Origin of the sequence: Chryseobacterium sp. Leaf180, from assembly GCF_001424585.1 — a bacterium.
GTDB lineage: Bacteria > Bacteroidota > Bacteroidia > Flavobacteriales > Weeksellaceae > Chryseobacterium.
In genome coordinates this window covers 1,112,268-1,139,078 of the sequence record NZ_LMPJ01000001.1, presented here as the reverse complement: position 1 = coordinate 1,139,078, position 26,811 = coordinate 1,112,268, and the positions used below count along the sequence as shown (strand labels likewise).

Here is a 26,811-nt window from a genome sequence, read left to right as displayed (position 1 = left end):
TTCAATTTTATCTTTTGCCTTTTTACATGGCTCTTCTTTAGTCATTCAGCTTCAAAACAGCCATAAATGCCGATTGCGGCACCTCTACTCTACCAATCTGCTTCATTTTCTTTTTACCCTCCTTCTGTTTTTCTAGCAGTTTTCTCTTTCTTGAGATATCACCACCGTAACATTTTGCGGTAACGTCTTTTCTTAAAGCTTTAATGGTTTCTCTTGCGATAACTTTCGCTCCCAAAGCGGCCTGAACAGCGATATCAAACTGCTGTCTCGGGATCAGTTCACGAAGCTTTTCACACATCTTTTTACCGATGTAATAAGCATTTGAATCGTGAATTAGTGACGATAAAGCATCCACCATATCTCCGTTGATCAGAATATCCATTTTTACCAATTTTGAAGCACGCATCCCGATTGGCGAATAATCGAATGACGCATATCCTTTAGAAATAGATTTCAAACGGTCATAAAAGTCGAAAACAACCTCAGCCAATGGCATATTGAAGGTCAATTCTACTCTGTCTGCCGTCAGATAACTTTGGTTGACGATTTCACCTCTTTTCTCGATACAAAGTGTCATTACCGATCCAACAAAGTCAGATTTTGTAATAATGGAAGCCTTGATATAAGGCTCTTCCACTCTGTCCAAAAGATTGGGATCAATCATTTCAGAAGGGTTGTTAATCAAAATCGAAACGTCCGGTTCTCTTTTAGAATATCCTAAATACGACACGTTGGGAACGGTCGTGATCACGTCCATATTAAATTCTCTGTCCAGTCTTTCCTGTACAATTTCCATGTGAAGCATTCCTAAGAATCCACATCGGAAACCGAAACCTAATGCTGCAGAACTTTCCGGTTCGAAAACCAAAGAGGCATCATTTAGTCTTAATTTTTCAAGTGAAAATCTTAATTCTTCAAAATCTTCAGACTCTATAGGATAAATACCTGCAAAAACCATTGGTTTTACTTCCTCAAAACCGTCAATTGCCTCAGCAGCAGGGTTTACAAAAGAAGTAATGGTATCTCCCACTTTCACTTCACGGGCATCTTTAATCCCGGAAATAATGTAACCTACATCACCACATTCTACCGTTTTCTTCGGTACCTGCTTCAGTTTCAAAGTTCCCACTTCGTCTGCTCCATACTCTTTTCCGGTAGCGAAAAATTTGATCTTTTCGTTTTTCGAAATTCTACCGTTAACCACTTTAAAATACGCTTCAATTCCTCTGAAAGGATTATAAACAGAGTCAAAAATCAAAGCCTGAAGCGGTGCATCAGGATCTCCCACTGGTGGCGGAACTCTTTTTACAATCTGCTCCAACAAATCATGAACACCTTCACCGGTTTTCCCTGAAACACGAAGAACATCTTCATATTTACACCCGATCAGTCCCATAATTTCGTCGGTAACTTCTTCAGGATTGGCTGATGGAAGGTCAATTTTATTCAGAATCGGAATAATTTCCAGATCGTTTTCTAAAGCCAGATACAAATTACTAATCGTCTGTGCCTGAATACTTTGCGCAGCATCCACAATAAGAAGCGCACCTTCACAAGCCGCAATCGAACGGGAAACTTCGTAAGAAAAATCTACGTGTCCCGGTGTATCGATAAGGTTTAAAATATATTTTTCGCCATTAAGCTCATAATCCATCTGGATGGCGTGAGATTTTATCGTGATCCCACGTTCTTTTTCCAAATCCATATCATCGAGCGTCTGAGACTGTAATTCTCTCTGAGTCACCGTATTGGTGTACTCCAAAAGACGGTCTGCCAAAGTAGATTTACCGTGGTCGATATGGGCAATTATGCAAAAATTTCGTATGTTTTTCATTAAGAATTCTGTAATTTGCAAAGATAAGAAAATGCTTCACAAATGATTTTTTAATTTCCCTTGTCTTAAAGCAGTTTTCACCATCATTTTATATCTGTTTCAAAACGCTATATTGCAACATAGTTTTCTGTCCAGGGAAAAATAAGATTACCGGTGAGCGAATCGATGTAAACTTTATATAACTGAGTATCGCCTTTTTTTCTTTTATTCAATCCTGAGGTAAGAATTGCTGCAAGACCTACGCCTACAAAACCATATGCCATTGCACCAATCATAATACTGCTATTATCCTGCGGCGTTTGCTCGACCCGCGATGTGATGATGTACATGCCTTTATCATCACGCTCAACATCAAGCAGACCAACAAGCGTCATCACAGATATTTTATTATCTTCAATAAAGCCATATATTTCCCGCATCGGAACGGTAAGATCCTGTCCGTTTTTTATATTGACCACTTTTCCCTTATTATTTTTAACGGTGAAAAATCCTTTTTCGGGCTGCAGATCTAATAATTGTTTGTAAGAGGAATATACACCTTTCGGTAATTCCGGTGTAGAAAATAACTTACTATTTTTAATAATGATGTTCTCATAATCTGCCAGCTTATCTTCCGGTATCATCGTACGCATTGCAGGATGCGCATAAGATTCTCTTATAAATAAATTAGTGATCTGAGCTAATGCCTCAGTAGCCATTTCTGGAGCGTATGTTGTCGGAAAATAACGCAAAATGGAATTATCAATGCGGTTTACAAAGTAGTACCGATCGTTTCTTTTAATAAAACTTGATATTTTTATATGATAAGTAATCTTTGAATACTTGCCATCTGGTTCAGATTTCAGTTTAAGATCTTCAAGCATTATTACGATGTCATTATTACCAAATTTTTTATTATCGTCCTGAAATTTTTTATTAAAAAAGGCATTCAAGTCCTTTTGCCCAAAAGCGATTTCTTCAGTTTTACCTTTTGAGTCAATCGCTCCAATTGTTTTATCAGATCTTGCATCAATAAAACTGAGTGATTTGGTAAGACCTTGTTTGTCCTTCAGGTCTTCTTTGATTTCAAGAATTCCTCTGTTCTGCGCGGAGAACATCGATGTGAACAAAAGAAATACAATTAGTTTTTTCATATTTATAAATTTTTATTTTTTATCCGTTGATGCTGCAGTTTGTTTTCCGAAATCTTCCGGCAGAATATAATTTCCTGTCAGCGGATCGAGGCCGATAAGTGTCAATTCACCTCCTGTTCCTTTCGGTGTTCTGCCTGAATCTATCATTGCGCCAATTGCTGCGCCCACAAGTCCGCCGGCAATAGCTCCATAAACTGTATAATTTCCCGATTTTGGTGGAAAAAGATCATCATATGTCACATTAATCTGATAAACTTCATTTTGTTTTTTAATTTCAGCATATCCCGCAGGCACCATTTTGTACATTTTCCCCTGATAGACGAATGCGTAAAATCTGTGAATAGATTTAACATCGTAACCTTTCTCAGCTCGTTTTACAATGCCTTGTTTATTGGTTTTTATTTCATAACCACTCAACGGATTATTGGTAAAAAAGCTATGAGAATCTTCATAAACACCGTCTTTAAGATCAGTGGAGTTGGTCATTTTTGCTTTTGATTTTAAAATAGCTGTGTAGTTTGGCAATTCGCTTTCCTGTAAAGAAATCTGCCAAGTTTTTGCAGTATACGATTTTTGAAAAAGATCCGCCAGAACGGCTGTAGTTTTCCGTGAAAGATTCTGCGCCATGTTTGGGAAAAAATCTGAGGTAACGGTGACAACCGTATCTTTTTTCTTCAGGAAGTAATATCCGTCTGGTTTCTTCAGAAAAGTACTTGCCTGCAATTCAAGTTTTCCTTCTGAAAATTTTTCCTTTTTTGTTTCGCTTATTTTAATTTTCTCCAACATTAAAACAAGCTGATCACCGGTTTTTAAACTGTTATATTCGTAAAACCAGTCCTTTATTCCTTTTGCGACATCCTCGTTTTCAAAAACAATTTTCGTCGGTTCGCTGTTCGACGAAATGATTCCAATGTCCTGAGAATCACGTTGGTCAAGAACCATAAAGCCGCGGTACGAGCCAAATTCATTCTTAATGTTTTTGTTGAACTTAATTTTCTCTGTTTTCTGAGCCGAAAAAAATGAGGTAATGAAGAGAAAAATAATGAGTTTTTTCATCGTGTTAATCTGTGTTTTTTATTTCTTTTTAGTATTTCCAAAATCTTCAGGGATGATATAATTTCCGGTGAGCGGATCGAGCGACACGGTCTCTCCCGGTAACGCCTGTCTCTTCTTCGCCATACTTCGGTCGACTGCAACAATTGCGATGTTTGCCACGGCACTTCCTATTAAACCACCAAGTCCGCCACCAATCATAATAAAACCTGGCGAAGAATCAGGATACAGTTCTTCTCTTTTCACCTGAATAAAAAGTCCTTCACGATCTCTCATAATCTCCACATAACCCACCGGAATGGTTTTAAAAGGAACACCATTGTGCACAAAAGCGTATATCTCGTACAGACGCAATTTCTGTTCGCCGTTTACTGCTTTCGTTGCGACCCCTTTTTTATCAAATTCCATTACAAAACCAGGCGCAGTCGTCTGCGCGGCAAGACTTTGATAATCTTTATAAATGCCGTCCTTCGGAATTTCTGTTTTAAAAATTTCGGCACGTTCCGGGAGAAAGGTTTCATAATTCTTAAGTTCGTTTTCTGCAAGCGGTATTTGCCACGGCTTTCTTTCAAAGGATTTTTTTATGAAACTTCCAAGAATAAAATCGGTTTTTTTTGCGATACTTTGTGGCCTGTTTGGCGTGTTTCGGGAAGAGATCGCGGCCATTGTATCAATTCGGTTGAGAAAATGATAGCCATCACTTGTTTTTAAAAATGAGCTTCCTTTGATCTCAAGTTTTGTAACAGAAGATTTTTCTGTGATTTCTTCATCGACCGTTAATTTTTCCAGCTGAAAAACAAATTCGCCTTTTGCCTCTGTCGGATTATCTTTGTACAGCCAGTCTGAAATATCTTTCTCTGCATTATTCTCAAATGCCACTGCCACTTTTTCTTTATTAAAAGTCACCAACCCGATTTCCGGAACGTCGCGCTGATCTATAACCAGGAATTTTCCATACATCTTCTTCGGATCTTTCACCTGTTTTAAAAGCTTGATAAATTCTGTTTTCTGGGCAGAAAGTGAAACCGAACATACAAGGAAGAGTAATAATTTTCTCATAGCCACATTTTTACAAAAATAGAAAAATATTTCACTTAAGCGTTTTTATTTACATTTTGCCTGTAAAAATCAAACGACTCCCACAATAAATTGCAAGAGTCGTCTAACATTAAAAAAATAAACTATGATGAGTATGACCTCGGGCGGAAATTACCTTTTAGGTTTTCTTTCGTTCATCTTATCTCTCATCATTCCTTCGGTCTGAAAAAGCTTCAAAACCTTTTGAGATGAGATTACTTTCTGCATTTTTTCCGCGTATTTTTTTCGGTTGTCAAGAAGTTTCTGGCCAAGCTCAAAACTTTGCTGCAGTTTCACTTTGGCTTCTTCTTCACTGAGATTATCCGGATTAAAGTTACCGTCGAACTGGCTTTTGATTTTTTTCTGATTTTCGAGATATTCATTATAAACCTCTGTGAATTCTCCCTGATCTTTAGGATCAATATCAAGATTGTCGATCACCATATTGTTTCGGAACTGATTCAACAGCTGTTTACGCTCATCCGGAGAAAGGTTATTTATGGCTTCTTTGCGCGCTTTAGGATTCATGTTTTTCCAGTCTAATCCTATCTGTGCGTGCGCTGCAAAACCCCAAATCATCAAAACGGTAAATATTATCTTTTTCATCACTTACATTTAATTATATAAATCTAAATACACATCCTGCGAAGAATTTTTTGAAACTTCAGCGATATCTGAACTAGAGAAAGAATCAAGATATTCTGTCATCTCCTGCTCTGCCGATTTCCCGGAAACCTGCACCGCATTCTGATTATTATTTCTTCTTGTATTGCTCGCCGTCTGAGGATAACTTTGTCGGTCTACATTCGCGCCCGTTTGATTCTGCTCTGCTTCTGCAACATCAGACTGCAAAGTCTGGTAAGTTTCTGTGCTCTGTGTTTTGGTATTCTGATCTGTTTTTACAGCAACACTCTGTATGTTTTTTTGAGTCTCGTTACCATTATTAAAAATAAAAGTCACGCCAAAAATTAAAGCCAGAGAAGCAGCTGCTGCCAGTGCCCAACTCAGTTTAAATACCGGCGCCTTCTTTACCGGTTTCATCTGTGCAAAAACTCCAGCCTGCATTTTTTCAAATGTATTTTCCGGCAAATGGTAAATGTTTTTGCGTTCAAGGTTTTCTATATCAAAATCTTTCATCTTTCGTTTTTCAAAAATCAGTCTCGTAATTTTCTCGTATAAAATCTTCCACTTTCTGCTTTGCGTAGTGATAATTGGTTTTCAGCGTGCCTACCGACATGTCGACGATTTTAGAAATCTCTTCATAAGGAAGATCATCATAATATCGCATTGTGAAAACCAGTTTCTGTTTCTCTGGCAGACTCTGTATCGCTTTCTGCAACAAAATCTGTATCTCGTCTGATGTTTTTTCTGCATTATCGGCCACCAGATTCTGCAGGTGATAATCGGCATCTTCATCCGTTTTCTGCATTCTTTTCAGTTTATTAATCTGTTGCAGCGCTTCGTTGGTAGCAATTCTGTAGAGCCAAGTGTACAGCTGACTGTCATTTTTAAACTGATGAAAATTCTGATAGGCTTTTATAAATGTTTCCTGCAAAGTATCCTGAGCAAGATCTGCATCTACCACAATTCTCCGGATATGCCAGTACAGCCTGCTCTGATAGGCATCCATCATCGCACGCGTCCCTTTCTCAAGAGTTTGCGGGTTCTGCATGAGCGCAATAATGTCTGCGTCCTTAATCTTCATAAGATGCTATCACTGGTTAAGATTACAAAAGTATTTAAAAGTTAAAATATTTGTTCAATTTTCAGTCCAATTATAAATAATTATAGCTCTAAATTTCTACGTAATCGGGGTTATTTAATTTTCCAAAAATAATTTCGTTACTATCATGCGAATAATCTTTGTTGAATATTGTAATAACTGATTCATCAGAAAAGTATAAACTAACTCCAAAACTTAAATCTTTGTTTTTGACAGAAACCATTTCGGCAAATTTTATCAATTTTTTTCCAATATATTTTTCGAAAGCAGGAAACACTATTTGAAAATCTTCAGCACTGTATTTATAATCTTCATTATTAAAATACTTATAATTAGCAACATTTTCATCACTCAATCTAATCATAGTTTGCTCATCAATAACAGCAATTTCGATCCATCTTTTTTCAAATTTAAGATAAGTTAGATGAACCAGATCTATTAGTTCGTTTTTGTAATAATACGGTTTAATAGTGCCAGCAATCAACGTAGAATTTACTAATTGTTCCAATATTTCACGTCCTAACATAATTAAAGATTTCTATCAAAAATAACATAAAATCTGGAGTCCGCTTCAGAGAAAATCATTTATGCCGAGCCAAAATTTTTATCTTTGTTACATGCAAACAGTGATCATCGGTTCCGGGAATGTGGCGCATCATCTTGCCAAAGCTTTTGTTGAAAATAATATTCCGCTAAAACAGATTTTTGGCAGAAATGAAGCTGCGCTGAAAGCCATTTCAGACGACACAAAAATTCCGTTTTCCACTTCAAAACTTAAGGAAGCTGATTTATATCTGATCTGCGTCAATGATCAGTCGATCAAGGAAGTTTCCTTAATGATAAAAAATCCGGAGGCTTTGGTGGCGCATACATCCGGCTCACTTCCGAAAGATATTTTAAAAGGAAATTACAGAAAAGCATCTTTTTATCCGCTGCAGACTTTCTCTAAGACTAAAAATTTAGATTACAGCAAAATTCCGTTTTTTATTGAAGCTGAAAACGAGTCAGATCAGAATATTTTAGAAGCACTCGCCCGTAAAATTTCTGCGAATGTGATGGCAAGCAACCATGAGCAGCGTAAATATGTGCATATGACCGCTGTTTTTGCATGTAATTTTGTGAATCATCTTTTTGCCAAAGCCAAAGAAATTTCAGATTCTCAGGCGATTCCGTTTGATTATTTTCTGCCGCTGATCGACGAAACCGTAGAAAAAATTCATCATATCGACCCAAAATCGGCACAAACCGGTCCTGCAGTGAGAAACGACTCGCGTGTATTGCTGCTTCACGAAGAACTGCTTCAGGAAGAACATCTGAAAATCTACCGCGCGATGAACGAATCGATAAAAAAAATGTATCAGTTGACGTAAAGTTTTACCTTTGGGAAAAACCAACTTCATGAATACGCACATCATCCGCGCGCTTATTATCGGCGCAGCCATTGTCTTTACCGCATTTATTTTAGGCTCAAGTTTTAAAAACAGAAACCTGAAACAGGATACGATTTCGGTAACCGGACTCGGTTCCAAAGATTTTATTTCTGATGAAATGAGCTGGGGCGGAAGTTTTGATGCCAATGCAATGGATGCGAGAGAAGCCTATAATATTATTTCGCAGGACAAAGAAAAGGTGAAAACGTTTTTTCTTGGCAAAGGTTTCAAGGCAGGAGAATTTACTTTTGGCGGGGTAAATTTTTCTAGATCTTACCGCACAGTGACGATAAAAGATGCCGACGGATCTGAGCGGTCAGAAGATGTTTTTGACGGTTACAAAGCAACACAGAACATTTTTTTCAGAGCAAAAAAAAATCCGGTTTTCATGAAAAAAATCGAAAGCGTGATCGATAAAACGGCAGAATTAATCAACAGCGGCGTGCAGTTTGAGCCATCGCCCGCGCAATATACATATTCTGATCTTTCATCTCTGAAACACAGCCTCATCGAAGCCGGATCTAAGGACGCAAAAGAAAGAGCAGAAAAAATTGTAAAAGCTGCCGACGGCGATCTCGGGAAATTAAAGGATGCATCGATGGGCGTTTTTCAGATTACCGCAAAAGGCTCAACAGATGAAGACAGCTACGGTGGAAATTTCGACACTTCAAGCAAAGAAAAATCAGCAAGAATAACGGTAAGACTGACGTACAATCTCGACTAAAAATTCCTTGGTTTCAAAAAAAAAAATAAATGAGTTATAAAGAAAAACTGAAGGATATAAAAGCCTTCATATTCGACGTTGACGGTGTTTTTACAGATGGTAGTGTCTATCTGATGCCCGGCGGAAATATGAGCCGCGTGATGAACGTTCTCGATGGATATGCCGTGGTAAAAGCTTTAAAAAACGGCTATAGAATCGGTGTAATTACCGGTGGAAATGATGATATGGTAAAACATAGAATCAATTATCTCGGAATTAATGATTATTACGCAAAATCGAGTGATAAGATGATTGATTTTGAAGATTTTAAACAAAAGTACAGTATTAAGAACAGCGAAATTCTGACGATGGGCGACGACCTTCCGGATCTTCACATGATGGAAAAATCGGCAATTGCCACGTGCCCGGAAAATGCGGTGCCGGAAATTAAGCAGGTCTCAGATTATATTTCTGATAAAAAGGGTGGAAGCGGTGCTGTGCGCGATGTGATCGAGCAGGTGATGAAAATTCAGGGGAAATGGCACGATGACAATACACGCTCGGTTTAGATGAAAAAAATACTTTTAGCCTCACAGTCACCGCGCCGAAAAGAACTTCTTGCTGCGTTGGGTTTTGATTTTGAAGTCGTAAAAATTGACTGCGAAGAAATTCTGCCTGAAAATATTCTGCCTGAAAACGCTGCCGCTTATCTTGCAAGATTAAAAGCTGACACTTTCAGCGAAATAAATGCAGATCAAATTCTCATTACAGCAGATACGGTCGTGGCATTTGGAAATGAAATTTTAGGCAAACCAAAAAACGCTGAAGAAGCAAAAGAAATGCTTGAAAAACTTTCCGGGAAAACCCATCAGGTATATACCGCAATTACGGTGAAAACTCAGGATAAAACTATTACTGAAACCGATGTAGCTGATGTTGAAATGGGAATTTTGAGTGATGATGAGATTTCGTTTTATATAAAAAAATACAAACCTTTTGATAAGGCCGGCAGCTACGGCGTACAAGAATGGATCGGGATGGCCAAGGTTGAAAAAATCGCAGGAAGTTACTATACGATCATGGGTTTGCCGACGCATCTGCTGTACAAAATTCTAAAAAATCTGTAAATTCTACTTTCCGCCGAAATTTGTATTTTTACAAAATTGCCTCTTTAGCATAATAAAAAGAGGTTTAGCAAGTTATATTGAATAATGAAAAAAAATATTCTATACCTTTTGGGTGCATTGCTGTTGATATCATGCGGTGTAAAAGTGAAGAAACCAGAGCAGCGGAAGAAGTTTCTGAAAGGTTTCAACACGTATTACAACACGCTTTTCAACGCGAAAGACGCTTTAAATACAGAATTTAACGGCCGCGATAAGGCTCATAAAGATAATTTCTACGCTCCCTATATTCCGGTGCTTACGTATGAAGAGCAGCCATTGGGAAGTGATCTGGGACAGTCGTCAAGTTTTGCTGAAAATTCTCAGAAAATGGCGGAAATAAACCGTCCTGCAGATCCTAGAAACCGCGCAAGTAAGGGCGAAAGTCTTCAGGGAATGCCGATGCCACCCGGCGGAATGCCAAATGCCATGGGTCAGAGCCAGGCGGGACAGGATGGAAATAAAGGCGCAACAATTCTGGAAATTGCAGAAGCAAAAGCTTTAAAAGCGATCGGAAAATATTCGGTGATCCGTAAAAACGAGGAAAAGAATGACGCGATTTTCGACGCTTACATGATCTTAATTCAGTCGAGAATTTATCAGGGAAAGATGCTTCAGGCTCTGGACGCGCTCAACTATGTGTACACGCACATGAAGGAAGACAAACGACTTCCGCTGGCAAAAGTGTATGAAGGCCTGGCGTATGCGAAACTCAAAGATTACTATAAAGCCGACGAAATTTTCAGTCAGCTGAAAGCCGAAGGTCTGAAAAAAGACTATGATAAGCTACTGAGTATTTATTATGCAGAAGCGCTTTTAGATTCGGGGAAAAAAGATTTGGCTGTGGCAGAACTCGACCGGGCTTTTGAACTCAACGGAAACCGAAAACTGAAAAGCCGCATCGCTTTTCTCCGCGGACAGATTTTGGAAGAGCAGGGCAAAAACGAACCTGCGCGAGAAAGTTTTATGGCAGCGTATAAATATGCCAATGATTTTGAATTTGAAGTAAAATCTCAGATTGAAATTGCCAAAACTTTTAACGGAAAAGGAGATTACAGCGGCGCCAGAAAATACCTTGAAGACATCAGTAAAAAAGGAACATATGGCTCGCGAAAAAATGAGTTTTATTACGCGCTCGGTTTGATGGCAAACAAAGCTGGTAAGAGAGAAGATGCACAGGAGTTTTTCAAAAAATCTTTAACCGAAAAAGTATCAGACGGGCAGGTGAGGGGCTTGGCATATTATGAAATCGGGAAGGATTATCTCGACCGAAATGATTACATCGGCGCCGGTGCTTATTACGATTCTGCCTTGGTTTCGATGACGTACGAGCCTTCTAAAATTTTGCTGAAAGACCAGTCGGCAAACATAAAAAAAATCTCCCGTAACTTTTATTTAATCAAGAAAAATGACAGCATTCTGAGTCTTGCAAAGATGACCGATGCTCAGAAGACTGATTATTTTGCGCGCTACATCGGTAAAATTAAGGAACGAGAAGCCAAAGAAGAAATTGAGCGCAAACGTGCCGAGCGATCAAAAGGTTTCGACACCGGAGATTATAATGCCAACTCACTTTTTGCCAACAGTTCGACGTCTTTTGAAGATTTTGGGACAACGACAAAAGGCTTCTATTTTGGGAATAACGGGACGGTAAGTAAAGGAAATTCTACCTTCAAACAGGTCTGGGGCGACCGTGCCTTGATCGATAACTGGCGGTATTCCAAGAAAATGACGTCGATTGAAGATCTTAAAAATGAAGCTTTGGGTACAACTTCGGCGCCAAATCCGCGACGTTTCGAGCCTGCTTTTTACATAGAGCAGATTCCGGCAGATGCCGGATCTCTAGCTCAGCTTAAAAAAGACCGTGATACGGCTTCTTTAGGTTTGGGAATTATGTATCAAAATTATTTTACCAACACGCCTTTAGCCACAAAAACGCTTTATAATCTCGTCGATAATAAGCCGGAAGAAAAAGTAATGCTGCAGGCGCTGTATGAAATTTTCGCGATGAATTATCAGAAAAATCCGCAGGCGGGTGACCGGGCGAAGCAGATTTTGCTGCAGGATTATCCTTACACGTCGTATGCAGAGTTTGCCAGAAATCCGAAAAATACGACGTTTGTGAAATCTTCTTCCGACGTCGAAAACAATTATAAAACAGCTTTTGCGCTCTACGAATCTGAGAAATTTCCGGAAAGCCAGGCGATCATCGATCAGACCATTCAGAAGAATCCTAAAGATGCGCTGGTGCCTAAACTTTCGCTACTAAATGCTTTTAATGCCGGAAAATCTAGTGGAAAAGAGGTGATGATTCTGCAGCTGGAGCAGATTGTTCTCAATTATGCCAAAACGCCGGAAGGCATTAAGGCCAAAGAAATGCTGAATTATCTCAAAAGCGATATCACGATGCAGCCAACCGATAATCAGGGAAATACGATGCAGCAAATGGCGCAGCAGCCGCAGACCCTTAACGGTCAGAACAATGTTGGAATTCCACAGCAGGGAACGCAGATACAGAATGATGCAAACCCTGCGAGTATGAATAATCCGATGCAGAACAGTGAGCAGCCGATGAATAATGCGATACAGACCAATCAGCCAAAAAAACCGGTCAACAATACACCGCAATTCAACACAACAAATCCGAATGCATTGCCGGTGAAACCTCAGTAAAAAAGAAACGCGAAGATCAGTCTTCGCGTTTTTGTTTTTTCACTCCGTGGAAATCTTTTAGATAAAACGGCTCAAAATAGGCGATATCTTCAAAGTCTATATTTTTGATTTTTTCCAAAGTTTTCCTGATTAAATACTGCGCAGAAGGGTAGACGTCGTTTCGAAACTCTGCATTTGGCAAGTTTAAAATTTCCTGAGCTTTTGCGCAACCGTCGCCGACAAAAAGTACATTTTTATCCCTTAATTCTGAATAAGAATATTGATCGAGAATCATTGCCTGCGTCTGACTGTTTTCTTCACCTGAAATTCCGTCGAAAGAAGCCGTATACACTTCCATTCTGCGCGCGTCGAGCATTGGTATAATCAGATCGTAATTAGCGTTTAGAAATGACTCAATCATGCTTTCCATCGAATTGACGGCAACCAGCGGTTTTTGAAGTCCGAAACAAAAACCTTTCGCAGATGCAGCACCAATTCTCAAACCGGTATATGAACCCGGACCTTTCCCCAAAGAAATCACATCGATTTCATTAATAGAAATTTCTGCGCCTTCCAAAGCCCATTCCACATAGGTATGCAGCGATTCGCTCTGCTTGTAGTTTTCTGAAACTTCTTCGCAAAGGCAAAGCAGTTTTTCGTCATCAGAAATAGCGACCGAACAGTTTTTAGATGAAGTTTCAAGATAGAGGATTTTCATGCGACAAAATTCTTGATTTTTTTAGTTTAAATTGAAATCGTTTATCAATTATTTCCTGTAAATCGTTCGCGGCTCGCTCTGCGCACTCGGATAAATCGTCATATCTGAGACATTAACGCGCGCCGGAGCATTAATGCAGTAGGCAATCGCATCGGCAATATCTTCCGGATGCAAAGCTTCAAAACCTGCATAAACATTTGCGGCGCGATCTTCGTCACCTTTGAAACGGACTTTAGAAAAATCGGTTTCTACAGCGCCCGGCTGAATATTGCTGATACGGATTCCAAATTCTGTCAGCTCCAGTCTCATGCCCTCAGAAATCACATCAACGGCTTTTTTACTTGCGCAATACACCACGCCGTTGGCATAAGTCTGTGTAGCTGCGACCGAACTGATATTAATAATTTGTCCGGATTTTCTCTTTTTCATTGCAGGAATTACCGTTTTTGAAACATACAAAAGACCTTTCACATTTCCATCGATCATAGCGTCCCAGTCGTCAGTCGCTCCGTCAGAAAGCGGCGATAGTCCGTGTGCATTTCCGGCATTGTTAATTAAAACATCGATGTTTTTCCAGTTTTCAGGAAGCGATTCGATGGCTTTTTCAACTTCCTGTAAATTTCTTACATCAAAATTTAGTGCATAAACTTCTGTGAATTCAGACCATTCTTTCATGAGAGAATTCAGAATTTCTCTTCTTCTGCCGCAGATAATCAGTCTGTTTTTTTGTTGTGCTAAAAGAGTTGCGGTAGATTTTCCTATACCGGAAGTCGCTCCGGTGATAAATATTGTTTTCATTAATTTTTAAATAATCTGTTTTGAAAAATGCTTTTAATTCGCATCAAAAGCTTCGAAAGCATCTGCAATATGCTCAATGTTTAAAGCACCGTTCTGATCTTTTAACACCGAAATAATATCAAACCGAACTTCCTGATTTCTGTTGTTTTCCTGCATAAACTGATTGGCGGCCATTACCAAAAGTTTCATTTTTCCTTTCGTCACAGCTTCCTGTGGCAGCATAAAAAAGTCGGTGGATCGCGCTTTCACCTCAGTGATGATTATATAATTATCTTTTTCGGCAATAATGTCAATTTCAGCCTTCTGATACCGGAAATTTCGCAGCAGAATTTTGTATCCGTTTTTTAACAGATAATCCGCTGCCAGATCTTCCGCTATTTTACCAAAATCGTTGTGATCTGCCATCTTATTTTGTGAATTGATACGCCCACCAAATCAAAACAAACTGGAGTGGAAGCCTTAAAGCCGTCAGCCAGAAATAAGGATTTCCGGTTTCATAAAACTTTTTTGCCATCTCTATATTCGCTGGAAAAACTGCGATGAATAGTGCAATACACAAATAGCCTGCAAGTTTTTGCGTTTCCGGGAAGAGCAGAAGCAGACCACAAATAATTTCTGCGATGCCGCTGAGATAGACTACTTTCAGATGCGACGGAATATAATCGGGCACGATTTTTACGAAAAACTGTGGCTTCACGAAATGCATGATTCCGGCAAAGATCAACGCTGCTGAGAGAATATATTTTGAAATCTGCATTGTTTTAATTGAATTTTAAAGAAGACTTTTCACCAACATTTAACATTGCTTTTGCACCTAAAATCAAAGGCCTGTTATCATGAATATGCCCGTTCGGAAAGCCAAAAGCCACCGGAAAATCATACGCAGAAACTCTTTCAGAAATGATTTTATACGCAAAAGAATCAAAACTGTCGTCATAATTTTTGTTGCTTTCTTTGTCTTCCATGCCCGTCATTCCACCGATGATTAAGCCTTTAATCTGTTTAAAAACTCCCGCTAATTCAAGACTCATAAGCATTCTGTCAAGCGCGTAAAACTTTTCGCCGATATCTTCTATGAAAAGAATTTTATCTTTAAAATTGAAATTATACGGTGTTCCGAGAAGCGCGTAAATCAGGGCAAGATTTCCTCCAACCAGTTCGGCTTCTACATTTCCTGCTTTATTGAAGTTGTTTGTTTTTAATTTATAATCCGGTTTTTTTCCTTTTAAAATATCAAAAATGAGCGCATAGCTTTCATCAGTAACGCCAAAACCTGATGTTTTAACGGTTTGCCCGTGAATGCTTGCAAAACCCTTTTGGTAAAGATAACTTTGAATCACTGTATTATCCGAATAGCCGATGTACCATTTCGGATTTTTTTTAAAACCCTTTAAGTCAATATTCGGTAAAAGATGCTGACAACCGTAACCGCCGCGCGATGCCCAAACTGCTGATATTTCAGGATCATTTAAAGCCCAGTTGAGATCTTCAGAACGCTGTTTTTCGTTTCCGGCGTAGCTGTATCCGTGAGAATATTTGGTGTAAAGATTTTTTCCTAAAACGTGTTGAAATCCTTTTTTTGAAATTAAATCCAGCGTCGACTTCAATTGCAAAGGTTCTACCGAGCCCGCCGGAGAAATAATGGCAATTTTATCGCCCTTTTTGAGAGCTTTCGGGAAGATTTTTTCCATCTTTTTTAAATTTTACTTCTTTCTTTTCGGCTTCCTCCAGACGTTTATCAAACTGATTGAATTTTTTGAAACTCTGCAGGAATATGAAAAAACTGAACAGGATCAGCACAATTCCAACTCCAGTTCGGATATTATTTGCCAAACGCTGCGTGAGTTTGTAGTGAAACTGTTTTGCCAGGAAAATTTTAGCCAAATCGATCAGAAGGTAAGTAGAAATCACAATGCCGAGATAGAGCACAACACTTTCGGTATCAGGATATTGATTTCGCACGCCAACCACGGTTACCAGCCAAAAGAGGATTACACCTACATTAAGAAGATTAAAAAGAAAACCATTCAGAAAAGTTCTGATGTAGTTTCTGCCAATAATTTTTTCTTCTCCAGACATGTGCATTTTGGTTTTTGTAACGATCATGATGATACCGTACGCCAAAACGAGCAGGGAAGTAATTCTGTAAAAACCAGGATGTTTATCAATGAGCTTTACCAGATCTGCGCTGGCATAATACGCAGCGACAATACACAACAGATCGGCCGTAACCACGCCAAAATCCAATGCCAGGGCATGTTTCGGGCCGCGGGAAAAACTGGTTTCGATGAGGAGAAAAAAAATGGGCCCTATAAAAACAAGGCTCAGCATGAAACCTAAACCGATGGCCGATAAAACAAGTTCAAACATTGTTAATTGTTTTCATTTTCAAATGTAGAAATTATATTTTTAAGAATCGTTTCCGAAAGTGCTTTTTACTTTTAGATTTAAAAAAAAGACCGCAAAAATGCGGCCTTTAGTTTATTTAAACAAATCTCAAAATTATTCCATAATCATAAAATCGAGTTGCTTTGCGATCAGATTGGCTTTAATTACTTTAATCTGCACCTCGTCGCCGAGCTGATATCGTTTACCTGTGCGGCTACCATATACTGCGTGCGTCGTTTTGTCGTATGTATAAGAATCATCCATCAGATCTCGCAGTTTAATTAAGCCTTCAGCGCCATTTTCCGGAATCTGCACCCAGAATCCAAATTCTGCCACTCCGGAAATCACACCGGTGAAGGTTTCGCCTACATGTTTTTCCATGAATTTCACCTGCATAAATTTAATCGAATCACGCTCAGCATCTGCCGCTAGACGCTCCATCGCACTGCAGTGTTTTGCTTTCGTTTCCAGCTCATCTCTGTTGGGAGATTTTCCGCCATCCAGATAATGCTGCAATAATCTATGCGCAAGCAAATCGGGATAACGGCGGATTGGCGAGGTAAAGTGTGAGTAATAATCGAATCCTAGACCATAGTGACCAATCGGCTCCGTCGAATAAACCGCTTTGCTCATACTGCGCATCGCCAGCGTTTCAATCATATTTTCTTCTCCTTTGCCTTTTACATCTTTCAACAAAGCGTTTAAAGATTCAGCGACCTTTTTCGTGTTTGCTAGGTCGATTTTATAGCCAAACGTAGACACAAATTCCCGTAAAGCTTCCAGTTTAGCGGGATCCGGATCATCGTGAATACGGTAAATAAACGTATTCCCATTAGGGCTTCCATTATTTTTAAGTGAAACAAATTCCGATACTTTTTTATTGGCCAAAAGCATAAATTCTTCAATCAAATGATTCGAATCTTTGCTGACTTTAAAATAAACCCCGATGGGCTGATTGTTTTCATCTAAATTAAACCGCACCTCGCTTCGGTCAAAAGTAATCGCTCCGTTTCTGATACGTTCTGCACGCATAATTTTTGCCAAGCGGTCGAGTACATTGATTTCTTCCTGAAGATCACCTTCTTTGGTTTCAATTCTTTCCTGCGCTTCTTCGTAAGAAAAACGTCTGTCTGAGTGAATCACTGTCCGGCCAAACCACTGTTTCTGGATTTCAGCCTGATCATTCAACTCAAAAACTGCTGAGAAAGTGTATTTATCTTCATTCGGACGAAGCGAACACACATCGTTGCTCAAGACTTCCGGAAGCATTGGCACCACTCGGTCTACAAGATAAACTGAAGTTGCTCTATCGTACGCTTCATCATCCAAAATCGTCCCGGGAACCACGTAATGCGAAACGTCGGCAATGTGTACACCGATTTCCCAGTTTCCGTTTTCCATTTTTCTGATAGAAAGTGCGTCATCAAAATCTTTGGCATCTTTCGGGTCAATCGTAAAAGTTAAAATATCACGCATATCCCAGCGTTTTGCGGCCTCTTCATCGGTAATGCTGCGGTCGATTTTATCTGCATCACGTTCCACTTCTTCCGGGAAAACATATGGCAGACCATATTCTGCAAGAATAGAATGAATTTCGGTTTCATGATCGCCGGGATTTCCTAAAACCTGCAGAATTTCTCCTTCCGGATTTTTATCGCCAGGTCTCCACTCAGTCATTTTCACAGTGACTTTGTTGCCGTTTTCGGCACCGTTTATTTTACTTTTCGGAATAAAAATATCGGTATTAATTGTCTTTTTATCGCAAACCACAAACCCGAAATCTTTGTGCGGAACCAACTGAAATGTTCCAACAAATTCGGTACGCTTGCGTTCCAAAACTTCCAGAACGGAGCCTTCGAGTTTTTTTCCTTTAAAATTATAGGTTACAATAAGCACTTTATCGCCCTGCAGCGCATCTTTCACGTTTTTTGAATGGATGAAAACATCATCTTTCATATTTTCGACCGTAACGTACGCATTTCCGCTTTGGTTAAAATCGATCGTTCCCGTCAAAGTGCCTTCAATATTCAGATTGATGCTGTATTTTCCTTTGTCTGTTTCTTTAATTCGCTGTACGCTTTGAAGCTTGTGCAAAGCCTGAATTACCATCTCGCGCTGACGCGGGTTTTTATAATCAATACCGTCTGAAATCTGTTTGTAATTGTAGACTTTGGTTTGATTCTGATTCATAAAACGCATAATCAGTTTCCCGATTTCCATGATTTTATGATCATTTTTCTGACTTATATATTTTTTCTTTTTTGCCATTTTTAATTTATTTGTATAAATGTATTTCCTTTCATTTGTATTTGGAAATATTTTCTTTCTAAATGTTAATTTTTATTGTTCTGAAAAAAATGTCCGCTTTTTTCAAAAATTTATAGAGAATAAAAATATTCAATGTTAAATAAGTGAAAGACTTTAGTTATATATATTAAAATAAATACTCCTCTTTTGTCGGTATCTCGGTCCAATTTTTATCTTTAAACAGATACGTTTTAAAAATTGTTGGCGAGAACCTTTTATAAATAAAATAATCATATTTTACAACAACAATTCCACCTAAATGATTTCTAAAGCCAAGCTGTATGCCGCCGGCTCCATTTAAAGTTCCTGGCTCACTCACCGTTGTTTCAGGATCATAACAGATACTTTTATCCGCACTTTTTAAATTAGACAGATAATTATAAAAAGGATGTTTTATCGTTTCTTCTTTGAGCGGTCGGTACTCATTATTTTCAAACTTCGAATCGCTGAGATCAAAATACAGATTTTTCTTTACTTTTTTCTGCAACAATTTTATGTTTTCCGGAGTGTAAAAATTAAGATAATTGTAGTTTGGATTTTTTGTGTTTATATTGTATGCACAAATTGTGAATGCCGCATAAACCGTCTCTGTCGTATATAATTTGAAAATAATATTTCGGTCCGTCAGGTTGTTAGTATCTAAATCATTTATGATGATTGCACTCAGCGGCTTATAATCAATTTTCTTTTCCTCTTTTTTGAAAAGCTGATATAATTTTTTGCTGTTTGTACGCTGAGTATTGCAGTCAACTTCTTCCTCCCAATTCCTTATATTTTTGGTTGAATCAGCGTATAAACTCTGCGCAGCAGGTAAAAAATATAGTCCAGAAAATAAAAAAAGCAATTTTTTTTTCATTGAATAAAAACACCGCTTTACAGCCCGATGCACACTAAATTTACATTAAAAAACAAAAGGATTTTACAGCTTCAGCAGCATTGTACCGAAGATTCTGCCACGGAAATGCAGAATGCTGCAGCAAAGATAATCTTTTAAAAATAAAAAGCCTGCAAACTCATTTACAGGCTTTTATCATTTAGCAAAACGCGATTTTATCAACTCTCGTCTGGTGTCTGCCGCCTTCAAATGCGGTCGACAGAAACTTTTTGGCAATTTCGATCGCCTGCTCTTTAGAAATAAATCGCGCCGGAATTGAAATCATATTGGCGTCATTGTGCTGTCTTGCCAACTCTGCAATTTCGGGCATCCAGCAAAGTGCACAGCGGATTTTCTGATGTTTGTTTGCGGTGATCTGTACGCCGTTTCCGCTTCCACAGATGAGAATTCCGAGTTCATTTTCGCCATTTTCCACAGACGTTGCCGAAGGATGTACAAAATCCGGATAATCAACAGAATCTGTGGAATACGTCCCGAAATCCTGAATTTCAAACTGCTCTCCAAGCTCTTTTTTAAGGATTTCTTTGTATTCAAAACCTGCGTGGTCGCATGCGATGGCTATTTTTCTTTTCATTTTTATTTTATTTAATTATAGACCGATTAACTGGCTGTTTTTGAGTGAATTTACTTTGTATGAGAAATTGAGTTTTCTGGTTTCGTTGGCATTGAGCGTGACATTCCAGGTGAGAATTCCGGTTTTTTCGTCAAATTCTGCACCACCTTTATCAACCATCGTAATGATGATTTGCCTGTCTGAAGAAATCGGAATCTGATCCTGAATTTTAATGGTAATTTTATCGCTTTTGTTATTTCTAATCGTAGTTTCAAAGGCAAACTGCTGTTCTTTATTGGTCGAAGAAATGCTTTTAGAAAACGTTTTGTCTTTTATCGGATCTCTCTTCAGACTGATTCTTCGGTCTTCTCCCAGCGTAAGAACCATTTTGCTGTCAGTGGTTTCTGGATTAATTACCGTCTTTCCAACATTGGTATCATCAAAGATAATATTTGCTTCAGCTTTTATCAGATTGTATTTATCCAGATTATCAATTTCGGCAGTAAGAAATGCCGTATTAGAATATCTCGGAACGGCTGAATAGACAAACTTCGCCGGAATATCCATTACATTTAAAACAATGCTGTTTTCCCGGTTATTAGAAAGAATGGTGTAATTATCTTCAAGCTCGTAGCTTAGATTAAGCTGGTTTTGAGAAGCCGTATTTCTTACCGGACCTGTCACTACAACTTCTTCAATAGAAACATTAGATCGCGATTCTTGAACCTGAACACCGCTCGCCTGACCTCTGATCGAAACTGCTGGATTTACATTCTGCTCAGGCTGATAATAAATCTGCCATACTCCCAAAACCGGTAAAACCTGCCGCTGATTGGGATAACCGGAAACAAGATTGAGTTTAATATTTTTCCAGTCGAGCCCTGAATTCTGGCGAACCATCGCTTTGTAACCAAGATTTATTTTGCTGTTCAGACCATTCGCATTGATGTCATAATAAGGTCTCCAATACGCTTCACGTACAGAATATTTTATGTCCATCATCACATCTTCATTAGCTTCAGAACTGATCTGCAAAACGATTTTACCTTTAGGATAGTTTTCGCGTTCCGCATTATTCAGATTAAATTTCTTATTGAGAACCGTAAGTCTGCTTTGCAGCTTTCTTAGTTTTTCGGCAATCTCATCAATCGCGAAATAAAGTCCGTTTCTCTTTTTCTCGTTATATTTAATGAGTTTAGAAACTTCTGAAGCGTACTTATTAGATCCTGCATTTATCGTACTGTTATTATCGAGAATCGCCAGACTTTTATTTAATGTTCCACTTTCGATCTCAAGATTTCTGATCTGTTTCTGCACGATTGAAATGCTGTCCAAAACCATTTTATGCTGCGGATTTCTTTTATCAAGTTCTACCTGATACATTTCATTATCGTTTGTAAAACGGTAGGTGAGGACCGATATTTTATTTTTGCTTCCTATTTTTATCGTGTTATCATCTATATTTTCGGCAATATTGGTAATAACAATCTCTGAACTTCCTTTCGGAACTTTGAATGTAGTCGTAGAAAACATTTCCCCGCTTTGCTCATACACAGTCACCGATTTCAGCTGGGCTTCTGCAAAAATTGATGACTGAGAAGAGACAGAGATCGATACCGAACTGATTATCAATAGTAAAATTCTTTTCATGCGCTGTTAGTTATTCGTATCAACAAATTTAAGTATTAAAATACAAATTGTGATTTCTCTGTTTATAAATTACCAAAAGCAATGTGAGTAACTGTGGAAAACTTCTCTCAAGTAAATATTTTTCTCTGCTAAATTTTCACTAATGAAAAAAAAGGAAAAATTTTCCAAGCAAAAGTTCAGATTTCTTTCCTCGGGAATTCGCATTGGTTTTCAATACCGCATTTTTTCATACTGTGTGGTGTGAGTAACTTATCCGCAATTGTGGATAACCTAAAAATTTCATTTAAAATCAACGACTTAAAATGTGAATTGATTATGAATTGTTTCCCACTTCATGTACAGAAAGATTTGCTTTAAAGTTATCCCCGGAATTCACAACACTCAACAACAGTATTCACTCTTTTATTTTTAAAAAGAAAGAAAGTAATGTTGATAGGATGAATGAGATTTGCCAAAACTTTTTCTGAAAACTTTTCGGTTTGGGCAAACTCTGCGAAATTTTAAAATCTTACATTTGTGAAAGTAATCGCAGCAGCAATTCTAGAGCTTCTATGCGGTTACTGGCCAAATACAATCAGATTTTAAAACCAATTTTTATATGAAAACAATTCACGATTTTAATTTTAAAAATAAAAAAGCACTTGTAAGAGTCGATTTTAATGTTCCGCAGGATGACAGTGGAAAAGTAACCGACACGACGAGAATTGCTGCTGTAAAACCTACTGTTGAAAAGATTTTGAATGATGGTGGAGCAGTTATTTTGATGACACATCTTGGTCGCCCGAAAGGTGAAGCTAAAGATGAGTTTTCGTTAAAAAATATTGTGGATGAAGTATCAAAAGTTTTAGGCCACGATATTAAATTTGCTGAAGACTGCATCGGAGAAAAAGCTCAGAGCGCTGCAAATGATTTAAAGCCTGGAGATATTCTTTTGCTTGAGAATTTACGTTTTCACAAAGAAGAAGAAAAAGGTGATGAAAAGTTTGCTGAAGAACTTTCAAAACTTGGAGATGCATACGTAAATGATGCATTCGGAACAGCTCACAGAGCGCATGCTTCGACAGCTGTTATTGCTCAGTTTTTTCCTGAAACTAAATTTTTCGGTGAATTGCTTTCAAGTGAATTAAAAGCGATCAATAAAGTATTAAAAGACGGTGAAAAACCTGTTACAGCGATTCTTGGCGGTTCTAAAGTTTCCACTAAGATTACAGTTATTGAAAATATTTTGCCGGCAGTAGATAATTTAATTATTGGTGGCGGAATGGCATTTACTTTTATTAAAGCTTTAGGCGGAAAAATCGGTTCGTCTCTTGTCGAGGAAGATAAAATGAATCTCGCATTAGATATTATCGGAAAAGCAAAGGAACATAATGTTAAAGTGTATCTTCCTTCAGATGCGGTGATAACAGAAAGCTTCAGCAATGAAGTAGAAACTAAAGAAGTGGATATTTATCAGATTCCGGAAGGATGGATGGGATTAGATGCCGGTAAAAAATCCAGAGAGCAGTTTAACGATGTTTTGCTGAATTCCCGAACCATTTTGTGGAATGGACCGATCGGTGTTTTTGAAATGTCAAACTTTTCTGGCGGAACCGTTGCCTTAGGTGACAGCATTGCTGAAGCTACAAAGATGGGTGCGTTTTCCCTAGTTGGTGGTGGCGACAGTGTGGCTTTCGTGAAACAGTTTGGTTATGACGACAAAGTAAGTTACGTTTCTACCGGTGGAGGTGCGATGCTAGAAAGTCTGGAAGGTTTAGAACTTCCCGGAGTTGCGGCAATAAATAAGTAAATAAATTTATTTCATTAATAATAAAAAAGACCTCCAAATTTTTGGAGGTCTTTTAATTTTTGACTTGTAGAAATTATTTAAAAGGAAAGTTCGTACGTTCTAAATTATACTTTTGCCAAAAATTTTGCGTTTTGCTTCAAATATTGACCTTCATAAACCTATCAAATTTTGATTTTCTACTTTTTTTCGATAATGTATATCAAACTCGAAAATTCGTTAGAAAATGATGCCTTAAAATTAGAAATTACTCCGTAGAACATGGCTTTAAGCCAAAATAACGGTGATTTCTTATATTTTTCGCTGAGCATCGCAATATAAAATGCATCCAGAATCAAAGGTTTTATTTTTCGCATTTTCCAGTTTGGTTTTTTTGCGATTAGATTTTCCATACCATTTTTTGAGAAATGATAAATATGTCGGGGAACGTCATATGCGGCCCAGAATTCTTTATAATGTAAAGCATCGTATGAAGTAGGGTTGGGAACGGCAATAATCAACAAACCTTTTGTCTTTAATTTGCTGCTGAATTTCTCCAGCATTTCATCCTGATTTTCGATATGCTCAAAAACATGCCAAAGCGTAATTGCATCTAAACTTGCGTCTAAGATCAAATCGATGTCATGAACTATTTGTGATTTTGAAGTTTTATGCTGTGCAGCATTTCTTGCATCAGCATCCGGTTCGAAACCGTACGTTTGAAAATCATTTTCAATAAATTTCAGAAATTCACCAGCACCACATCCGTAATCTAGAACTTTTGCATTCGCCGGAATTCTCTCAACTAATATATTTTTTTTATAATTTAAATTAAAAGACTGCAAAAATTTATACAGTTTTTCTTTTAGACTTCCGGAATCCTGATGGTGAGAAATGTAGTTTTCGCTTTCGTAATATTTAGAAAGGTTTTCCGGAATAGGAGAGGTTTTGAAAACACCAGGAGTTTCAGTTTCTATAATCTCAAAAGTTTCTCCTGTTAGAAAATGATCTTTGATCTGCATTAATTAGTAAATTTATTAAAATGTTTCACGTGAAACAATATAATTTATCGGGTTAGAAAAACCATTAAAACATTAATATCCGCAGGTGAAACGCCGCTTATTCTTCCGGCCTGTGCCAATGTTTTTGGACGCACTTTGTTCATCTTTTGCTTTGCTTCGGAAGATAAACTTGATATGGATAGGTAATCAAAAGCTTCAGGAATCTTTACATTTTCAAGTCGGTTTAGCTTTGAAACATTTTCCTTTTCTTTCTCAATGTAACCTCGATATTTGATATTAACTTCAGCCTGTTCTTTTACTTCGTCGCTGTATTTAGAAACAACTTCAGCAATGCTATCAATCTCAGAAAGTTTATTTAAAGTAATGTTTGGTCTGGTCAAAAACTGTGAAGCACGGTACGCCTGATCAACAGGATTACTTTCCATACTTTCAAGAATAGGATTAATTATGCCGGGTTTTAAAGATGTTTCTTTTAGGAAAGTCTCCAGTTCCTGACTTCTTTTGATTTTCTCTTCAACATTTTTTAGTCTATTTTCATCTGCGAGACCTAACTTATATGCTTTCTCGGTTAATCGAATATCTGCATTATCCTGACGTAAAAGAAGCCTGTATTCTGCGCGTGAAGTAAACATTCGGTAAGGTTCCTCAGTTCCTTTGGTAATCAAATCATCAATTAAAACCCCGATATATGCTTCATCACGGTTTAGGATGAATTCATCTTTCTCGTGAACTTTATTGTGCGCATTTATTCCGGCCATCAAACCTTGTCCGGCTGCTTCCTCATAGCCGGTTGTACCGTTTATCTGCCCAGCGAAATAAAGATTTTCAACCAACTTTGTTTCTAAGGTATGCTTTAACTGGGTTGGAGGGAAGTAGTCATATTCAATTGCATAGCCAGGTCTGAAAACTTTTACATTTTCAAAACCGGGAATATGTTTCATTGCTTTGATCTGAACATCTTCCGGTAATGAAGAACTGAAACCGTTTACATAGATTTCAACTGTGCGCCAGCCTTCAGGTTCTACGAAAAGCTGATGGCGGTTTCTCTCTGCAAAACGATTAATTTTATCTTCAATACTTGGGCAATATCTTGGTCCCAAACTTTGAATAGTTCCGTTAAACATTGGACTTCTATCAAATCCTTCGCGAAGAATATCGTGTACTGCTTCATTTGTGTAAACGATGTGACAGCTCAACTGTTTTGTAAGCTTCGGAGTATCTGTATAACTGAATTTTTGTGGTTTTTCGTCACCTTTCTGCTCTTCCATTTTTGAGTAATCAAGACTTCGACCGTCAACTCTCGGTGGCGTTCCCGTCTTCATTCTTCCTGCCTCAAAACCTAAAGCTGTAAGCTGTTCGGTGATTCCATAAGCGCGTGGTTCACCCATTCTTCCACCGCCTAACTGCTTATCACCAACGTGGATCAGACCATTCAGAAATGTTCCGTTTGTTAATACAACAGATTTTGATCTGATTTCTATTCCCAATGAAGTTATCACACCTACCGCTTTAGCGTTTTCAACGATTAAGCTTTTAACCATGTCCTGGAAAAAGTCAATATTTTTGGTATTCTCTAAAGCGAATCGCCATTCTTCAGCGAATAACATTCTGTCATTTTGTGTTCGCGGGGACCACATTGCCGGTCCCTTCGAAAGGTTCAGCATTTTGAACTGTATGGCGGATTTATCAGCAATAATCCCGCTGTAGCCGCCCATTGCATCAATCTCACGTACGATCTGTCCTTTGGCAATTCCACCCATTGCAGGGTTGCAGCTCATCTGTCCGATGGTCTGCATATTCATTGTGATGAGTAATGTTTTTGAGCCAAGATTGGCAGCTGCGGCTGCGGCTTCGCAACCTGCATGGCCTGCACCGACAACAATAACATCGTATATATCTGAAATCATTTAATAAAATCTTATCTAAATTGATAATGTTTCACGTGAA

26 protein-coding genes are annotated in these 26,811 nt (G+C 38.2%); 6 read left to right on the top strand and 20 right to left on the bottom strand.

The window, feature by feature from the left end:
* Positions 1–37: 37 nt before the first annotated feature.
* The 8 genes from lepA to ASG01_RS05235 all read right to left on the bottom strand — a co-directional run bounded on the left by lepA (position 38) and on the right by ASG01_RS05235 (position 7,346).
* Positions 38–1,834, bottom strand: a complete 1,797-nt coding sequence (gene lepA, locus ASG01_RS05270) for a translation elongation factor 4 (protein WP_055860916.1) — start codon at positions 1,832–1,834, stop codon at positions 38–40.
* Positions 1,835–1,941: 107 nt separating this feature from the next.
* Positions 1,942–2,967 carry a hypothetical protein gene (locus ASG01_RS05265; protein WP_131725321.1) on the bottom strand — a complete coding sequence of 342 codons (1,026 nt, stop codon included), beginning with the start codon at positions 2,965–2,967 and terminating at the stop codon, positions 1,942–1,944.
* 12 nt (positions 2,968–2,979) lie between these two features.
* Positions 2,980–4,023 (bottom strand): glycine zipper family protein, encoded by a 1,044-nt coding sequence (locus ASG01_RS05260; RefSeq protein WP_055860912.1) that lies wholly within the window; start codon positions 4,021–4,023, stop codon positions 2,980–2,982.
* A gap of 18 nt (positions 4,024–4,041) precedes the next feature.
* Positions 4,042–5,079 (bottom strand): hypothetical protein, encoded by a 1,038-nt coding sequence (locus tag ASG01_RS05255; RefSeq protein ID WP_055860908.1) that lies wholly within the window; start codon positions 5,077–5,079, stop codon positions 4,042–4,044.
* Between the two features lie 150 nt (positions 5,080–5,229).
* Positions 5,230–5,703 carry a hypothetical protein gene (locus ASG01_RS05250; RefSeq protein WP_055860906.1) on the bottom strand — a complete coding sequence of 158 codons (474 nt, stop codon included), beginning with the start codon at positions 5,701–5,703 and terminating at the stop codon, positions 5,230–5,232.
* Between the two features lie 9 nt (positions 5,704–5,712).
* Positions 5,713–6,234, bottom strand: coding sequence for a hypothetical protein (locus tag ASG01_RS05245; protein WP_055860903.1), 522 nt, complete (start codon positions 6,232–6,234; stop codon positions 5,713–5,715).
* Between the two features lie 10 nt (positions 6,235–6,244).
* A complete protein-coding gene (locus ASG01_RS05240) occupies positions 6,245–6,802 on the bottom strand; it encodes an RNA polymerase sigma factor (RefSeq protein ID WP_055860897.1) in 558 nt (185 codons plus the stop codon).
* An 88-nt stretch (positions 6,803–6,890) separates the two neighbouring features.
* Positions 6,891–7,346: a hypothetical protein gene (locus ASG01_RS05235; protein WP_055860894.1), complete on the bottom strand. Its 456-nt coding sequence runs from the start codon at positions 7,344–7,346 to the stop codon at positions 6,891–6,893.
* 91 nt (positions 7,347–7,437) lie between these two features.
* Between ASG01_RS05235 and ASG01_RS05230 the strand changes: the two genes are divergently transcribed.
* From ASG01_RS05230 to ASG01_RS05210, 5 genes are all read left to right on the top strand, one after another.
* Complete coding sequence (locus ASG01_RS05230) at positions 7,438–8,190, top strand: Rossmann-like and DUF2520 domain-containing protein (RefSeq protein ID WP_055860891.1); 753 nt, start codon at positions 7,438–7,440, stop codon at positions 8,188–8,190.
* A gap of 28 nt (positions 8,191–8,218) precedes the next feature.
* A complete protein-coding gene (locus ASG01_RS05225; RefSeq protein WP_055860888.1) occupies positions 8,219–8,974 on the top strand; it encodes an SIMPL domain-containing protein in 756 nt (251 codons plus the stop codon).
* Positions 8,975–9,003: 29 nt separating this feature from the next.
* Complete coding sequence (locus tag ASG01_RS05220; RefSeq protein WP_055860884.1) at positions 9,004–9,522, top strand: KdsC family phosphatase; 519 nt, start codon at positions 9,004–9,006, stop codon at positions 9,520–9,522.
* Positions 9,523–10,080, top strand: a complete 558-nt coding sequence (locus ASG01_RS05215) for a Maf family protein (protein ID WP_055860881.1) — start codon at positions 9,523–9,525, stop codon at positions 10,078–10,080.
* A gap of 84 nt (positions 10,081–10,164) precedes the next feature.
* Entirely contained in the window at positions 10,165–12,789 is a 2,625-nt protein-coding gene (locus ASG01_RS05210; RefSeq protein WP_117613387.1) for a tetratricopeptide repeat protein, read from the top strand.
* A 16-nt stretch (positions 12,790–12,805) separates the two neighbouring features.
* Here the strand turns inward: ASG01_RS05210 and tsaB are convergent, their stop codons facing one another.
* The 10 genes from tsaB to ASG01_RS05160 all read right to left on the bottom strand — a co-directional run bounded on the left by tsaB (position 12,806) and on the right by ASG01_RS05160 (position 22,077).
* Positions 12,806–13,486 carry a tRNA (adenosine(37)-N6)-threonylcarbamoyltransferase complex dimerization subunit type 1 TsaB gene (gene tsaB / locus ASG01_RS05205; RefSeq protein ID WP_055860878.1) on the bottom strand — a complete coding sequence of 227 codons (681 nt, stop codon included), beginning with the start codon at positions 13,484–13,486 and terminating at the stop codon, positions 12,806–12,808.
* Between the two features lie 48 nt (positions 13,487–13,534).
* Positions 13,535–14,284, bottom strand: coding sequence for an SDR family NAD(P)-dependent oxidoreductase (locus tag ASG01_RS05200; RefSeq protein ID WP_055860875.1), 750 nt, complete (start codon positions 14,282–14,284; stop codon positions 13,535–13,537).
* Positions 14,285–14,317: 33 nt separating this feature from the next.
* Positions 14,318–14,689: a YraN family protein gene (locus tag ASG01_RS05195; RefSeq protein ID WP_055860872.1), complete on the bottom strand. Its 372-nt coding sequence runs from the start codon at positions 14,687–14,689 to the stop codon at positions 14,318–14,320.
* Between the two features lies 1 nt (position 14,690).
* The gene (locus ASG01_RS05190; RefSeq protein ID WP_055860868.1) at positions 14,691–15,041 is read right to left on the bottom strand and encodes a MauE/DoxX family redox-associated membrane protein; all 351 of its coding nucleotides are present in this window, start codon (positions 15,039–15,041) and stop codon (positions 14,691–14,693) included.
* Between the two features lie 4 nt (positions 15,042–15,045).
* Positions 15,046–15,975: an LD-carboxypeptidase gene (locus ASG01_RS05185; protein ID WP_055860865.1), complete on the bottom strand. Its 930-nt coding sequence runs from the start codon at positions 15,973–15,975 to the stop codon at positions 15,046–15,048.
* Positions 15,935–16,654 carry a LysE family translocator gene (locus ASG01_RS05180; RefSeq protein WP_055860862.1) on the bottom strand — a complete coding sequence of 240 codons (720 nt, stop codon included), beginning with the start codon at positions 16,652–16,654 and terminating at the stop codon, positions 15,935–15,937. The genes ASG01_RS05185 and ASG01_RS05180 overlap by 41 nt, the downstream gene beginning before the upstream one ends.
* 132 nt (positions 16,655–16,786) lie before the next feature.
* On the bottom strand, positions 16,787–18,940 hold the full coding sequence (gene rnr, locus ASG01_RS05175) for a ribonuclease R (protein ID WP_055860859.1): 2,154 nt from the start codon (positions 18,938–18,940) through the stop codon (positions 16,787–16,789).
* A 166-nt stretch (positions 18,941–19,106) separates the two neighbouring features.
* The gene (locus tag ASG01_RS05170) at positions 19,107–19,835 is read right to left on the bottom strand and encodes a hypothetical protein (RefSeq protein WP_055860856.1); all 729 of its coding nucleotides are present in this window, start codon (positions 19,833–19,835) and stop codon (positions 19,107–19,109) included.
* A gap of 178 nt (positions 19,836–20,013) precedes the next feature.
* The gene (gene rpiB / locus ASG01_RS05165; protein ID WP_055860853.1) at positions 20,014–20,448 is read right to left on the bottom strand and encodes a ribose 5-phosphate isomerase B; all 435 of its coding nucleotides are present in this window, start codon (positions 20,446–20,448) and stop codon (positions 20,014–20,016) included.
* 15 nt (positions 20,449–20,463) lie between these two features.
* Complete coding sequence (locus ASG01_RS05160; RefSeq protein WP_055860850.1) at positions 20,464–22,077, bottom strand: DUF4139 domain-containing protein; 1,614 nt, start codon at positions 22,075–22,077, stop codon at positions 20,464–20,466.
* A 598-nt stretch (positions 22,078–22,675) separates the two neighbouring features.
* Between ASG01_RS05160 and ASG01_RS05155 the strand changes: the two genes are divergently transcribed.
* Positions 22,676–23,866 carry a phosphoglycerate kinase gene (locus ASG01_RS05155; protein WP_055860847.1) on the top strand — a complete coding sequence of 397 codons (1,191 nt, stop codon included), beginning with the start codon at positions 22,676–22,678 and terminating at the stop codon, positions 23,864–23,866.
* Between the two features lie 176 nt (positions 23,867–24,042).
* Here ASG01_RS05155 and ASG01_RS05150 read toward each other — a convergent pair whose 3' ends face one another.
* Positions 24,043–24,864 (bottom strand): class I SAM-dependent methyltransferase, encoded by an 822-nt coding sequence (locus tag ASG01_RS05150; protein WP_055860844.1) that lies wholly within the window; start codon positions 24,862–24,864, stop codon positions 24,043–24,045.
* A gap of 44 nt (positions 24,865–24,908) precedes the next feature.
* Positions 24,909–26,771 carry a tRNA uridine-5-carboxymethylaminomethyl(34) synthesis enzyme MnmG gene (mnmG, locus tag ASG01_RS05145; protein WP_055860841.1) on the bottom strand — a complete coding sequence of 621 codons (1,863 nt, stop codon included), beginning with the start codon at positions 26,769–26,771 and terminating at the stop codon, positions 24,909–24,911.
* Positions 26,772–26,811: the final 40 nt, after the last annotated feature.

What these genes read in the sequence shown, in the direction of transcription:
- lepA (WP_055860916.1), bottom strand. Translation starts at nt 1,834, where the DNA reads ATGAAAAACATACGAAATTTTTGCATAATTGCCCATATCGACCACGGT.
- ASG01_RS05265 (WP_131725321.1), bottom strand. Translation starts at nt 2,967, where the DNA reads ATGAAAAAACTAATTGTATTTCTTTTGTTCACATCGATGTTCTCCGCG.
- ASG01_RS05260 (WP_055860912.1), bottom strand. Translation starts at nt 4,023, where the DNA reads ATGAAAAAACTCATTATTTTTCTCTTCATTACCTCATTTTTTTCGGCT.
- ASG01_RS05255 (WP_055860908.1), bottom strand. Translation starts at nt 5,079, where the DNA reads ATGAGAAAATTATTACTCTTCCTTGTATGTTCGGTTTCACTTTCTGCC.
- ASG01_RS05250 (WP_055860906.1), bottom strand. Translation starts at nt 5,703, where the DNA reads ATGAAAAAGATAATATTTACCGTTTTGATGATTTGGGGTTTTGCAGCG.
- ASG01_RS05245 (WP_055860903.1), bottom strand. Translation starts at nt 6,234, where the DNA reads ATGAAAGATTTTGATATAGAAAACCTTGAACGCAAAAACATTTACCAT.
- ASG01_RS05240 (WP_055860897.1), bottom strand. Translation starts at nt 6,802, where the DNA reads ATGAAGATTAAGGACGCAGACATTATTGCGCTCATGCAGAACCCGCAA.
- ASG01_RS05235 (WP_055860894.1), bottom strand. Translation starts at nt 7,346, where the DNA reads ATGTTAGGACGTGAAATATTGGAACAATTAGTAAATTCTACGTTGATT.
- ASG01_RS05230 (WP_055860891.1), top strand. Translation starts at nt 7,438, where the DNA reads ATGCAAACAGTGATCATCGGTTCCGGGAATGTGGCGCATCATCTTGCC.
- ASG01_RS05225 (WP_055860888.1), top strand. Translation starts at nt 8,219, where the DNA reads ATGAATACGCACATCATCCGCGCGCTTATTATCGGCGCAGCCATTGTC.
- ASG01_RS05220 (WP_055860884.1), top strand. Translation starts at nt 9,004, where the DNA reads ATGAGTTATAAAGAAAAACTGAAGGATATAAAAGCCTTCATATTCGAC.
- ASG01_RS05215 (WP_055860881.1), top strand. Translation starts at nt 9,523, where the DNA reads ATGAAAAAAATACTTTTAGCCTCACAGTCACCGCGCCGAAAAGAACTT.
- ASG01_RS05210 (WP_117613387.1), top strand. Translation starts at nt 10,165, where the DNA reads ATGAAAAAAAATATTCTATACCTTTTGGGTGCATTGCTGTTGATATCA.
- tsaB (WP_055860878.1), bottom strand. Translation starts at nt 13,486, where the DNA reads ATGAAAATCCTCTATCTTGAAACTTCATCTAAAAACTGTTCGGTCGCT.
- ASG01_RS05200 (WP_055860875.1), bottom strand. Translation starts at nt 14,284, where the DNA reads ATGAAAACAATATTTATCACCGGAGCGACTTCCGGTATAGGAAAATCT.
- ASG01_RS05195 (WP_055860872.1), bottom strand. Translation starts at nt 14,689, where the DNA reads ATGGCAGATCACAACGATTTTGGTAAAATAGCGGAAGATCTGGCAGCG.
- ASG01_RS05190 (WP_055860868.1), bottom strand. Translation starts at nt 15,041, where the DNA reads ATGCAGATTTCAAAATATATTCTCTCAGCAGCGTTGATCTTTGCCGGA.
- ASG01_RS05185 (WP_055860865.1), bottom strand. Translation starts at nt 15,975, where the DNA reads ATGGAAAAAATCTTCCCGAAAGCTCTCAAAAAGGGCGATAAAATTGCC.
- ASG01_RS05180 (WP_055860862.1), bottom strand. Translation starts at nt 16,654, where the DNA reads ATGTTTGAACTTGTTTTATCGGCCATCGGTTTAGGTTTCATGCTGAGC.
- rnr (WP_055860859.1), bottom strand. Translation starts at nt 18,940, where the DNA reads ATGGCAAAAAAGAAAAAATATATAAGTCAGAAAAATGATCATAAAATC.
- ASG01_RS05170 (WP_055860856.1), bottom strand. Translation starts at nt 19,835, where the DNA reads ATGAAAAAAAAATTGCTTTTTTTATTTTCTGGACTATATTTTTTACCT.
- rpiB (WP_055860853.1), bottom strand. Translation starts at nt 20,448, where the DNA reads ATGAAAAGAAAAATAGCCATCGCATGCGACCACGCAGGTTTTGAATAC.
- ASG01_RS05160 (WP_055860850.1), bottom strand. Translation starts at nt 22,077, where the DNA reads ATGAAAAGAATTTTACTATTGATAATCAGTTCGGTATCGATCTCTGTC.
- ASG01_RS05155 (WP_055860847.1), top strand. Translation starts at nt 22,676, where the DNA reads ATGAAAACAATTCACGATTTTAATTTTAAAAATAAAAAAGCACTTGTA.
- ASG01_RS05150 (WP_055860844.1), bottom strand. Translation starts at nt 24,864, where the DNA reads ATGCAGATCAAAGATCATTTTCTAACAGGAGAAACTTTTGAGATTATA.
- mnmG (WP_055860841.1), bottom strand. Translation starts at nt 26,771, where the DNA reads ATGATTTCAGATATATACGATGTTATTGTTGTCGGTGCAGGCCATGCA.